Annotated in this window: 10 protein-coding genes and 1 pseudogene; 8 read left to right on the top strand and 3 right to left on the bottom strand. The window is 34.8% G+C overall.

The genetic code is table 11. From position 1 onward, the window contains the following. Positions 1 to 338: 338 nt before the first annotated feature. Together yiaA and MHB44_RS07155 are read right to left on the bottom strand one after the other, a co-directional pair. Positions 339 to 809 (bottom strand): inner membrane protein YiaA, encoded by a 471-nt coding sequence (yiaA, locus tag MHB44_RS07150; RefSeq protein WP_341302157.1) that lies wholly within the window; start codon positions 807 to 809, stop codon positions 339 to 341. Positions 810 to 1,500: 691 nt separating this feature from the next. Then, a complete protein-coding gene (locus MHB44_RS07155; protein WP_341302158.1) occupies positions 1,501 to 2,919 on the bottom strand; it encodes a PLP-dependent aminotransferase family protein in 1,419 nt (472 codons plus the stop codon). 112 nt (positions 2,920 to 3,031) lie between these two features. Between MHB44_RS07155 and MHB44_RS07160 the strand changes: the two genes are divergently transcribed. From MHB44_RS07160 to MHB44_RS07180, 5 genes are all read left to right on the top strand, one after another. Then, positions 3,032 to 3,955 (top strand): EamA family transporter, encoded by a 924-nt coding sequence (locus tag MHB44_RS07160; RefSeq protein WP_341302159.1) that lies wholly within the window; start codon positions 3,032 to 3,034, stop codon positions 3,953 to 3,955. 29 nt (positions 3,956 to 3,984) lie between these two features. Further along, a complete protein-coding gene (locus MHB44_RS07165; protein ID WP_341302935.1) occupies positions 3,985 to 4,638 on the top strand; it encodes an MBL fold metallo-hydrolase in 654 nt (217 codons plus the stop codon). Positions 4,639 to 5,517: 879 nt separating this feature from the next. Further along, entirely contained in the window at positions 5,518 to 6,054 is a 537-nt protein-coding gene (locus MHB44_RS07170; RefSeq protein WP_341302160.1) for an RNA polymerase sigma factor, read from the top strand. A gap of 1 nt (position 6,055) precedes the next feature. Further along, positions 6,056 to 7,660: a DUF4179 domain-containing protein gene (locus MHB44_RS07175; RefSeq protein WP_341302936.1), complete on the top strand. Its 1,605-nt coding sequence runs from the start codon at positions 6,056 to 6,058 to the stop codon at positions 7,658 to 7,660. A gap of 599 nt (positions 7,661 to 8,259) precedes the next feature. After that, a protein-coding gene (locus MHB44_RS07180) for an IS3 family transposase (protein ID WP_341302161.1) occupies positions 8,260 to 9,590 on the top strand; the annotation gives its coding sequence in 2 pieces (ribosomal slippage) (positions 8,260 to 8,641 and positions 8,641 to 9,590; 1,332 coding nt in all). A 39-nt stretch (positions 9,591 to 9,629) separates the two neighbouring features. Here the strand turns inward: MHB44_RS07180 and istA are convergent. After that, a pseudogene (gene istA / locus MHB44_RS07185) lies at positions 9,630 to 10,358 on the bottom strand (IS21 family transposase); the annotation flags it as partial. A 500-nt stretch (positions 10,359 to 10,858) separates the two neighbouring features. Between istA and MHB44_RS07190 the strand changes: the two are divergent. From MHB44_RS07190 to MHB44_RS07200, 3 genes are read left to right on the top strand one after another with little or no spacing between them, the layout of a single operon-like run. Further along, positions 10,859 to 11,200, top strand: coding sequence for a multidrug efflux SMR transporter (locus tag MHB44_RS07190; RefSeq protein WP_341302162.1), 342 nt, complete (start codon positions 10,859 to 10,861; stop codon positions 11,198 to 11,200). Position 11,201: 1 nt separating this feature from the next. After that, positions 11,202 to 11,516, top strand: a complete 315-nt coding sequence (locus MHB44_RS07195) for a multidrug efflux SMR transporter (RefSeq protein WP_340805116.1) — start codon at positions 11,202 to 11,204, stop codon at positions 11,514 to 11,516. Positions 11,517 to 11,543: 27 nt separating this feature from the next. Beyond that, entirely contained in the window at positions 11,544 to 12,125 is a 582-nt protein-coding gene (locus tag MHB44_RS07200; protein WP_341302163.1) for a TetR/AcrR family transcriptional regulator, read from the top strand. The last annotated feature ends 214 nt before the right edge of the window (positions 12,126 to 12,339 follow it).

Below are 12,339 nucleotides of genomic sequence, written 5' to 3' on the forward strand. Positions count from 1 at the left end.
CACTTGATAGACTTTTCTTCACCAGTTTTTTGTTAGCATTCTGAACGCCAAGTGCCACAACAGGCAAGAGCACCGTTTTTACTCATTAATCAATATGAAAAATTTTCGCTAAAATCGGCAGTGGAACGTTCCAAAGGTATGTAGAATTTTACAGAAAATAATTTTTGAAAGATTGTCCATGCGGAATTTTTGTTGCTATGACTTTAAACAAACTAGCTGCTTGGACATGACAAGCAGCTTAATAAAATGCTTATGCTCGACTAGTATGAAATATAATGAGCGAAGAAAAATGACAAAGGAATCGACAATGAACTTCTCGATTCCTTTAGTAATATCACTTAATTTCTTTCTCTTGCCCGCTGTGTGTCTCTAATATTCTTTTGAACCGTGATGGATGCAAATAAACTAAGAACAAATGACATACCATAGAACCCTTTTTCGCTTAAAATAATACTTCCAGCATTATATAACCCAATACCCATTAATGAAATAGATACAATAAGTGCAACCCAACTGATACCATAATAAATATTAGTGACAGGTATTCCCTCTTCTTTATCTCTTACTGCTTTTTGTAAAGATATTGCTGAGTAGAGTCCAAATACTAAAACGGCTAAATAATATCCTTTTTCGTTTAGTTGCATTGTTGCATTAAACAAGCCTATAAAATAAGCAGTAACCCCTATTAACAATGCTGCCCAGGAAGCGCCCTTAAAAGCAGCAGTCGGTTCTCCCTCTTTCCTTTCTACCTTGATTTTCGGATCAGGTTGTTTTTCCTTATCTGATGAAGTCTCATTTTGATTAGACAATATCTTTCTCCTCCTTCTATCCCTGTATAAAAATATTCTATCATTCTACAGGGATGTTATGAGAACAGAAATTTTTCTCAATCTTGTTTTTCGGTAGATTTGACCGTTATTTTGTTGAAATATAAAAAGTCAATATGACTTTATCAAATATAAAGGCACCATTGTCGTCTCCTTGGGAAATTTTAGCTGTAGGCTAATGGTAATTACGAATTTTTATCCATTTGCGATTACATAAACTACTTTGTCGACTACATGGAGAACAATTTTTTTCTGTCCTTCATTGCAATTACTTTTTTTGTGGCACTATCATTGGAATTCGTTGTATCGAGTGCCTCAAAACAGCTCTCATCTGTACGAATGTTGTGCCATGTTACATATAAGAGCTAGGTGTATAACTTTGTTTCATATTATTCCAATTGACAGTTAAATATGTTAGGTGGATGTGGTTGTCTATTGTTGCTATGACCACCGCCATTTTAGATTCATGGCAACAATAAACGAAATAATTAAAATGGTTAATAATAGCTCTGTAAAGGCATAAATAAAGCTGTTAAAAACATCACTTATAGATGAAATTAAATCGCCAGTTGCAACAATCGTAATTAGTATCCAACGTGCAAATAAAAAGTTTGTAAAGAAAATTTAAAAGCCTAGGCTCCTCTGAAAGTGGGTATCTGGCTTCCCAAGCTCCCTACTTAGAAAGAGATTGCGCGACTGCAACCAAGTTTTTTACCCCTTCTTTTAGTTGTTTTTCATTTGCATAAGAATAGCTTAAACGTATCCAGGATGATAGCTGTTTTAATGGATCACAAATTTGACCTGGCACAAACGATATAGATTGTTCGATACTTTTGGCTAATAATAATTCAGTTGAAAAATTATCTGGGAGCTGCACCCATAAATTCAGACCACCTTTTGGACTGGTCCATTTCCAATCTGTTACCGCTAGCTCTCTCTCCATGATTTCCTTTCGGATCTGTAGGGCAATCCGGATTTTCTCCAAGTGCTGCTGCATTCGTAGTGATGAAAAGTAATGGAGAAAAATTTTCTGATTGAGAAGTGGTGAGCCATTATCAGCTAACGATTTTTGTGCTAGTAGTGAGTTCATTAATGATGATGGACAAATAACAGCTGCAATTCTCAAGCCAGGTGAGATATATTTGCAAAAGCTTCGGATATAAATAACTGCCTTAGCACTATCATAGGTATAAATTGGTGGTGGCGGGGCTTGATCAAAATAGATGTCGTGATAGGCATCGTCTTCAATTAATAGAAATCGATATTGTTCAGCTAATTCTACTAATTTTTTACGCTGCTCAATAGAAATAGTATAACCAGTAGGGTTATGGAATGTGGGGTTGAGATAGAATAGACGTGGCTTGTATTGTTTAATAGCTAGTTCAACCTGTTCTAAATCGTACCCCTCTGGATGAATATCAACCGTTACAATCTGTGCTCCTTGTGCTCTAAAAATATCAATTGCAGCACTATAGCTTGGACGTTCAAATAAAACCACGTCTCCTCGTTTAATAAAAGCTTGAGCGATTAAGTGAATCGCTTGCTGTGAGCCAGACGTGATGAACACATTATCTGCATGGAGATGAGTTTTATACTGGTTGATAAAATATTGAGTGAGTGTTTCACGTAGCTCTAAATCACCTTGCACCGTTGAGTAAGTGGCAAGTACTTTTGGATAAAGGTCAAACACTTTTTTCACGTAATCTGCAAAATAATGATTAGGCAAAAGGTTTGGATCAATTAATGCCTGAGAAAAATGATAGGAAACAGATGGTTGATGGATTTCAGATAAATGATTTTTTTGTACGTATGCAGAAACAATGGGATTGTCCTGATATAGATATTCAAAATTTTTCGTGACATTTGATTGGACAAAATAGCCTGCTTTATCTTTTACATAAACTTTGCCATGCTGTTTCAGCAATTGATAAGCCTTTAAGACCGTTAATCGATGAACTTTCATTTCAGATGCTAGTTGCCGGACAGAGGGAAGCTTTTCATGTTCTTTCCATTCTTTACGTTCTATTCTGTGAAGTACATAATCGTACACTTTCATAAAAAGATAGTCTCCATTTTGAACCGCTTTACCCACATCGATTCCTCCTCTTTAAAATGATTGTACCACGATCTAATCTAATCTGTTCTATCCCTTTTATTCTGTTCTATCGTTTTTCTTTTATGATAGAAAAGAGGAGGAGATTACTATGGTTATTATTAATTATTTCTTTATGTGTTTGATTTTTGGCACGACATTTTTAGCGATTAAAATTGGTGTGGATGCAGGGGTGCCTCCGTTTTTATCAGCTGGCCTTCGGTTTTTCATTGCCGGTTTGCTGCTATTTAGTTTTATGGTTTGGAAAGAAAAAACGACAATACGGTTATTTTTTCGGAAAGAAATGTTTTTTACAGGAGTAGGCTTAACCTTTGGGACGTTTGCCGCCTTATACTGGGCAGAACAGTATGTGACATCAGGGATTGCAGCTGTCTTATCTGCTACAGGTCCGATGATGATTATCGTTATTCAGACATTCCTATTGAAGCAAAAAGGAAATCGAAAATCATTTATTGGCTGTGTTGTTGGAGTCATTGGTGTCATGTTCTTGATCTTACCTAGTTTTTCAATTGACATTAATTCCTTCTGGATGATTGGCTGTTTCGCCATTATATTGGGTGAAGTTTTTTATGCATCTGGAACGATTTATACAAAGCATGTCATCCGAAAATTTGAAACGACATCTCCGATTGCTTTAAATGCAGCGCAAATGATGCATGGTGGGATTTTATTAATCATTTTGTCACTTTTTACCGAGAATATTCAGCTTCATTATCTTTTAAGCTCAGCTTCAATGGGCTCTCTTCTTTATTTAATTATTTTTGGTTCAATGATTGGTCATAGCATTTATTATTGGCTTGTCTCCCAGACAAATCCTGTTTTTCCTTCTACATGGCTGTATATCTCACCATTAATTGCCGTTATACTTGGTGTTACCTTCTATCATGAATATATTTCGTGGTTAACAGGAATAGGTACGCTGACGATTATTGTTGGAACGATTCTAGTCAATTTTGAAACATTGAGAGAGTTGCTTTGGCGGAAGAGGACTGTTCTTCAGGATGTAAAAGAATAATAAAATCTAATCATAAAGGGGAAGAAATGATGAAAATTTCTAGGGGAGTAGAGATTCTGGAGCTTAAATTTAACGGAGCCTTCATTCATCCAACGCTTTTATGGGATCATGAGATGGCTGTTTTAATTGACACTGGATTCCCGGGGCAAATGGAGGATTTGCGCGTAGCAATGGACAAGGTAGGCGTGTCGTTTAATAAACTAAAAGTTGTGATTTTGACACATCAGGATATAGATCATATAGGCAGCCTTCCTGAAATATTACAGGAGTGTGGAAGGAATATTAACGTTTATGCTCACGAACTAGATAAGCCTTATATCCAGGGGGAATTACCACTTTTGAAAGACGGGCACATAGTGAATCCACCCAAGGGAAAAGTAGATGATACCTTGCATGACGGTCAAGAGCTGCCGTATTGTGGCGGAATTCGTGTTATTCATACTCCAGGACATACTCCTGGTCATATCAGCTTATATTTAAGGCAAAGTAAAACGCTTGTTGCGGGGGATTCGATGTATAGTGTAAACGGTACGCTCGAGGGAATTCATGCACCAACCACTTTGGATATAAATGTTGCTCGACAATCCTTAAAGAAATATTTAGACCTAGATATTGAATGCGTGGTTTGTTACCATGGAGGATTGAGTAAGGTAAATATTAAGGAGCAAATTCAAAAATTTTAAAATCATCTATTATTCAAGGCTACCAATATCAAATTGATCAAACGTTATTTTAAATTAGCAAGAGCATTCTTATATAAAAATAGGAATGCTCTTTCTTTATAAAAGGTTCTTATGAAGACACTCGGTATTCCTAGCTACGACTTTCAGCTTTTTCAAGTTGTTAAAGTCGTACTTCTAGTGCCCCGACAGCCCCTCCAACTGGTGATTGTTTTGATTGGTTTATTGACTCTTTAAATAAAAACTGAAGGAAACTTTTTCAATCCTTATTCTATTGCTTAATATTAAAAGGCATAGGAGTTATCCCTAAGCCTTTTTGAGATTATCTAATGAAAGAAAAGGGATGAAAATAACATTGATTTTTTATATATTTAAAAAGTTCTTTTGATGACGTTCGGCACTTCGAGGGCTGGAAGATCCGAATCGCCACAGGCAATAGTATCGCTCTTAACAGTACAGCAGCAAGGGGAGGTTAGAAAAAACAAGAAATAAACATCATGAACAAACCAATTGTCCAATAGGCGATTGCAGGTATTTTAATAATTTTTGTAAACGGAGCAACCATGATCTCATTAATGCCTGATGTCATCATGACCTGACTCATGGCAACAATAATAGAAATCATTAAATGGTCGATAACAGCTCATAAATAAAGCTATTAAACAAACCACTAATAGAGGTAGTTAAATTGTCAGTCATCACAAATGCCAGTATAAAGATGCCAATAATACAAATAAGGGTAGTACTGCACCGTTTAACCATAAATCCGAATTATTTAGTGAACATTCTTTAATTAAACTCTGTAAAAATTTTTTTGAAAAAATGAACTATTTATAATACTAAATTGTTACTTGTGTAGAAATCGGAAAAGGAGGTGGGGTTGTGGAACAATTTAGCGATGAAAAAGTATTGTTTCAAACATATTATAAAGACGTCTTCAGGGCTTGCTATTACATGCTTCAAAATAAATACGATGCGGAAGATCTTTGTCAGGATGTATTTGCGAAAGCTTTGAGTGAAGATTTTCGAGCCATACAAAATCAAAAATCTTGGTTACTTAGTATTGCCATGAATATGTCTCGAAATTATTTAAAGAAAAAGAACAGAATACTTTTAAAAGAAAACTTTAATTTTCTATCATCTATACGATTTGACAATACCCAAAATATTGAGCGAACAATACAGCTCAACGAAAATAAAAATGAGTTAGTCGATTTAATGAATAAACTGCCTGTTCGTATACGAAAGGTTATGGTGTTGAAATATGTGCATGATTGTAAAGATAGAGAAATCGCTCAAATTCTAAAAATCCCTGAGGGGACGGTTAAATCGAGGCTTTTTAAAGGGAAAAAGTTACTTCAAAAGTTTATAGAAGTAGATAAAAATTTGTTGTTTGAATGGAGGGATCATCGTGAGTAATATGGATGATTTAATAAAAGAACAAGTAAGAAATGATCAAGTTGATTTCCCGAATGAAAATGAAATGTGGCGTAAAATCCTACTTAAGCAACAAAATCCTAATTATAAAACTAAAAAACAAAGCTATAAACCAAAAATTATATTAACTGCCATTTTATTTGCAATTATTTTATCATCCACACCTGTATTTGCTAAATATACAACAGAAATCTTGGAATGGATGAGAAATATGAATAGAACGGGTGTTATTACTTCCTTAGAAAATGGATTTGGACAGGAAATCAATAAAACTGTTGAAAATGAAGCCGGGGTCTTAACTATCCATAATGTAATATCAGATCAAAATGGTACTACTATTAACTTTAGCTTAGATATTGATCACGATTATCCAATATATGCTGCAGACTTCGAACAAGCATTACTCAAATTGGATGACAGAAAAGAAATACAGATGGAAGCAAGTGCAGTATATAATCTTGAGTCAGATAAATTAGTGGGGGTCCTACACACAGAGGAGGAAATCCCACATAACAGTAATGTTACACTTCAACTAGGTGGTTTAAAGGAAATACAATTGAAAAGTATAGAGTTAAAAGATTTGGCTCAATCACACACATATCCTGAAAAGATTACCATTCATCAAGATGGAATATCACAAATAGAGTTCACTTCAAATGATTATCAAAATGGGCAATATATATTGGATTACCTTATCGAGCTGGAGGAGCCCAATAACATAGAGCATGCATATTTATCCTATACCTTACAAAACAATCCCATTGCGAATTTTGGTGTTACGAGTAAACGTCCACAACCAAACGTCATTAAAAAAAGTGATTCACTAGAGATACCAAAAGAAGCGGTAGAAAAATTAGGTGTATTTTTAAATTATAATGATACGGTAAGTTATAAACCAGAAACATGGAATCTAGATTTTCAATATAATCATGCTCTTGCTAAAAAATCTACCTTTGTTATGGATATAGACGAAAATATTGAGAGGGGTTCTCGACAACTTCAACTTAAAGAGCTTGTGATTACTCCGAGTAGAGTGAAGCTTTATTTTGATGAGAACCATATAGAAACCAATGATAATTGGTCTTATATCAATTATTATCGTCAGATAAAATTACGAGTGGGTGAACAGGAATTATCGGGGTATTTAGATGATGATTATTTCTCTTTTGAAACACAGGAGTTGATTAAAGATATTACGAATAAAGAAATTGCTCTTACTTTGAAAGATGCAAGTGTCTCTTATGAAGCTGAAAAACAAGATAAAGTACTACTTGAAAATATTTCTGATATACCAAAAACAATACAAACAGAATTACATGGGTATCCAATTGATATAACGTATTATTCTAATGGTAGTGATTTAATTGTTGAATCAGAAAGTAAGAACAAGCAATTTGGTGGTATCACACAAAGTATTATTTATCAGAATGGCAAAAGAATCTTTGCTGAAAATCGTTCTAATGAAGGATTGTTAAGTATAAACAAACAAGTAGAAACATTTAAAAATATAAAAGATCAAGAGATTACATTAAACTTCTTTCTTTATACTGTCAACGAAGATCGAACTGAAACTATTATTTTACAGTAAATAATTTACACTTAAAGTAACAAATAATTTGAGAAAGGGACAGTCGATAAAGATTTATAGGATTTATTGATTGGGATTTCATCCGATAAAATAAAAGAAAAATTAGAGAGTCTAATAAAATAACCAAAAATGCTCTGGCAATTTCACCCTTATTCACTTTCATTGGAAATCGACTTCAATTTGATGAAATAGAAGCGGGTGCCTTAACAGTGGCCAATGCAAATAGATATGGAGTTTTAATAATTCACTGAACAGGCTCGCGATGTTAATAAGTAGTAATTAAAGGAGAGAAAAACAAAGATATCTATGTTCCTACTTGCAAAAATACTTAGCGGTCTTGCATTTGTGTTGATGCTCATCAAAATTTTATTCTTTAAAACAGAGAAGAAAGAAGATAATAAGTATCTAATTTACACACTTCTTCTTATTATTTCTGTTAACATTTCCATCTGGGTTATTGCAGCAGCTAATTCCTAAAGGAAAAAGAAAGATAGATCTGTTAATAGAAAATGTACCCTATAAGATAGACACTTGAAAAAGGTCATCTTATAGGGCGCTTTTTGTTTATAATGAAAAAAACAAGATTCGGAGCCACTACTATGACTAAGAACTTTTTAACACCTCACCAACAAAATGAATTAAAAAAGAATCCGTATGTAAAAGCTGTGAGCGATAAAGCGATTACGTATACGGATGAGTTTAAACGCTTATTTATTGCACAATCTGAAACAGGAAAATTACCAAGAGAAATTTTTGAAGAAGCGGGATTTGACGTGGAAGCGATTGGTATAACACGTATTCACAGAGCAGGTACTAGGTGGAGAACAGCTTATAAAAAACGTGGAATTACAGGTTTAGAAGATTCTCGAAAACACAGTTCAGGACGTCCTATTGAGCGAGAATTAAGTATAGAGGAAAAATATGCACGACTTGAAGCGAAAATGCGTTTACTAGAAGCGGAAAACGAACTATTAAAAAAGAGCGATTTACTCGAAAGGCAGATGTTGAAAAAGAAATAAAACTCGCACCAGAACTGAAATTTGAACTGATTGGTCAAACGATTGAAAGGTATGGATTGAAGCGAATGGTACGCTATCTTTGTGAAGTGTTGGAGGTATCACGCTCAGGCTATTATAACTATTTTAAGAAAGAATCTCTTCAAAAAAGAGCGATAAAACACCAAGCAGATGAAGTCGTAAAGGAAGTGATTTTAAAAGCGTATCGATTCCGACGACGTCACAAAGGAGCACGTCAAATCAAAATGACGCTTCACCATCCATACGGTATTACCTATAACCTGAAGCGAATTCGCCGCATTATGAAGAAGTTCGGGGTGATCTGTCCAATTCGTAAAGCGAATCCTTATCGTCGTCTAGCCAAAGCCACACAAGAACATCGTACGTGTCCACATATGCTCGAACGTCAATTTAAACAAGGCGTGGCTGGTAAAGTCCTCTTAACGGATATCACGTATTTGACTTATAAAAATGGTAAACGTGCTTATTTATCAACGATTAAAGACGCTGAAACGAATGAGATTTTGGCGTATGAAGTAGCAGATAGCATCACAATGGAGATTGTGCTCAACACTTTGAAAAAACTGAAAAAGCTAAAGCATCTAGCTCAGGACGCCTTCATCCATTCAGACCAAGGTTTTCATTATACCAATCCAGCGTTCCAAAAACTCGTGAAACAAATGGGCTTAGGTCAATCGATGTCACGCCGAGGCAACTGTTGGGACAACGCACCTCAAGAATCATTCTTTGGGCATTTTAAAGATGAGTCGAATATAAAAGATTGTGAGACATTAGAAGATGTAAAACAAGAAGTGAAAAGCTATATGATCTATTATAACCATTATCGAGGTCAGTGGAATTTAAAAAAGCTGCCGCCTGTAAAATACAGACTGCAGCTTCAAGAAGTTGCCTAACCTTTTTCAAAATGTCCTTTACAAAGGGTACACTTTATTTTCTACGTGACCTTTTTCATTTCCTTTTGCGGGATTGCAAAACTCGTATTCAAATCCGTAATGTAGCACAAATCGCTCAAACATATCCGTTAGAGCACGTTCACCTTTTGCATGAACTTTCTTTACAGCTGGCGATAAATTATCAAATCGAATCGTTTTAGGTACACTCTTCATCTGCTGAAAAATACGCTGTAAACCTTCTAATAGATATTCTGTATTTTCCGACGGAAATACCTGAAAATAGAATGTATTGGCATCGGGGAAGGACATAACCAGAAATGGTAATTCAATTACTTCATTTAAATACTTAAAGGGTGCCTTTCCGAAATCTACTTGTGCTGTACCCGGAATCGTTTCGAGTGGTAGGGATGCACCTTCAGCTTCTTTTGAGAGTTCTTTTCTACGTTCTGAAACATAGCGTCTTACCGTATGATCTCCTCCACAGAAATTATGTACTTCAACTAATTGATCATACATACGTTGTGCCGTGCGTTGAAACTTCTTTTTCAACTTCAAATCTTCACGAATTCATCCATCGAGTATATGTTTTACTGGATCCATGACTGGTGATGTACGTGTTTGTTTATATCTTTGAGGAAACTGCTCTTGATCTGCATACTTTTTCACCGTTCGTTCATCATGCTGAACTTGCCTTGCAACTTCGGCATAACTTTTACCTTTTTGGTTTACTTCATGTCTGATATAATTGATTTCTACCACATGTAACAACTCCTAAAATCCTCCTGTCAAACGTTTTTGGTCCAACGAGGAGTTTACTTTTATTGGGTAATGTTGGCAAGTGGTTTTTTCATACATAAATTAGTAACCGAAAGGTACAATTTTAGAATGCCATACCAGCGGCAGCTACAGGCTGTAAGATCCCCACTTCAAAACATAAGGTAAAACCATCGTGTGTAAGTAGGGACAAACAGCCTGTAAAAATAAAGGTTGAGGTCAACAAGATGTCGGTCACACAAGCGTTTTCGCAGGATGCAAAGTTCTTAGTTTATGCTCTTCTATCACCAATCAATGCGAGACGTGGGAAAACGCCCATTCACTACAGACAAAAAATGATCGTTCCTGAAAAATACTTAATAAAAAGGTTGATTTTTTATTTTTTTTTACTTAAAATCTAACTAACATTAGTTAAATTATTATCTATTTATCTCACACTACGTTTATTATTGGTAAACGTTATTGACAATAAATATATACAAAGGAGCAGTTTTATGGCATGGCTATTTCTTATCTTTGGAGGAATTCTAGAAGTAGGTTGGGTTTTAGGATTGAAGTATTCAAATGGTTTCACAAATATAAAAGTCGTAATTCCAACAGTTATATTACTGGTATTAAGCTTCTATGCCTTCTCTAAAGCGTTAAAGTTTCTTCCCATATCAACGGCTTATGCTGTTTTTACAGGTCTGGGTTCTTTTGGGACGGCCCTTGTCGGCATGGTATTTTTAGGGGATTCCGTTAGTCTTATAAAGATTGTATTCGTGTTAATGTTAATTAGCTGTATTATTGGGCTTAAATTTATATCCAATCAGTCTGAAACAGAGGATGGTGTATAGGATGAGCTGGTTATTTTTAGTGCTAGCAGGAATAATGGAAGTCGGTGGTGTAATATTTTTAAAATTATCTGAAGGCTTTACGAAAATAAAGCCAACTATTATGTTAATCATATTTATGGGGTTAAGCTTCATCGCTCTATCTATCTCGTTAAAGGAAATACCTGTAAGCATTGGTTATGGTATATGGACAGGAATCGGGGCAGCCGGAAGTGTGTTAATTGGCATGATGGTTTTCAAGGAGCCTAAGGATGCAAAAAAGCTAGTTCTTGTTGGTGGAATTATCATAAGTATTGTTGGGCTGAAATTGGTATCCTAATAGGAGGATATTATAATGAGGTGAGAAATGATGAGTAAGGGAGAAGCAACAAAGCAAGAAATATTGAAGCATGCTCTAATCCTATTCTCTACAAAAGGATATGAAGAAACATCTCTTAAAGAGATAGCAAACAGGGTAAATATTAAAGCACCATCTATTTATGCTTATTTCTCCAGTAAAGAAGAATTGTTTGAAAATGTCACTAATAATGTTATGAGAGATTATCATCTTTTTATGCGTAACCAATTAAGTTCGTTAAACATGCTTTCTGTAGAGGAAAAATTATACACGCTTATGGAAAAATTAAATAAATATTTTTATGATCACGAGCTGGGCTTTTTTATTAAAAGATATGGGGTTGTGCCTCCTGAGAAATTTAAGGATTTTATGCTTCAAAAATATAATGAATCGGAATCAGAAATTAGAAAATTACTCTATAATATTTTAGAGAATGAATCGGATAAATACGTTGAAACAGAGACGATTGTGACAGCTTTTCTTTGTATGTTAGATGGTACGCTCTTTTATATGGTGAATTTCTCTGAAGAAGAATATGAAAGAAGATTAAAGATAAGCTGGGAAGTTTTTTGGCGGGGGATTGCTAAATAACAATTAATTATGACTATAGAAGAACCTTGCAAATAAACAGGAGGATTCTATTACAGCTGGTAGAACCTCCTCCTATTTTGGAGCTGTTTATAAAATTATTGGCTCTGTCAGTCTTAGTAGGTGTATGAATTAATCTCCCTTAAAGACGTATACGATTGATATTTTAATAAAGCGACAGACTTGAACATTCTAAGTATTAATTAAATTTTATTCT

This window comes from Lysinibacillus sp. FSL H8-0500 (genome assembly GCF_038051955.1).
In the GTDB taxonomy this organism is placed as follows: domain Bacteria; phylum Bacillota; class Bacilli; order Bacillales_A; family Planococcaceae; genus Lysinibacillus; species Lysinibacillus macroides.

What these genes read in the sequence shown, in the direction of transcription:
- MHB44_RS07165 (WP_341302935.1), top strand. Translation starts at nt 3,985, where the DNA reads ATGAAAATTTCTAGGGGAGTAGAGATTCTGGAGCTTAAATTTAACGGA.
- MHB44_RS07175 (WP_341302936.1), top strand. Translation starts at nt 6,056, where the DNA reads ATGGATGATTTAATAAAAGAACAAGTAAGAAATGATCAAGTTGATTTC.
- MHB44_RS07195 (WP_340805116.1), top strand. Translation starts at nt 11,202, where the DNA reads ATGAGCTGGTTATTTTTAGTGCTAGCAGGAATAATGGAAGTCGGTGGT.
- MHB44_RS07160 (WP_341302159.1), top strand. Translation starts at nt 3,032, where the DNA reads ATGGTTATTATTAATTATTTCTTTATGTGTTTGATTTTTGGCACGACA.
- MHB44_RS07200 (WP_341302163.1), top strand. Translation starts at nt 11,544, where the DNA reads ATGATGAGTAAGGGAGAAGCAACAAAGCAAGAAATATTGAAGCATGCT.
- MHB44_RS07190 (WP_341302162.1), top strand. Translation starts at nt 10,859, where the DNA reads ATGGCATGGCTATTTCTTATCTTTGGAGGAATTCTAGAAGTAGGTTGG.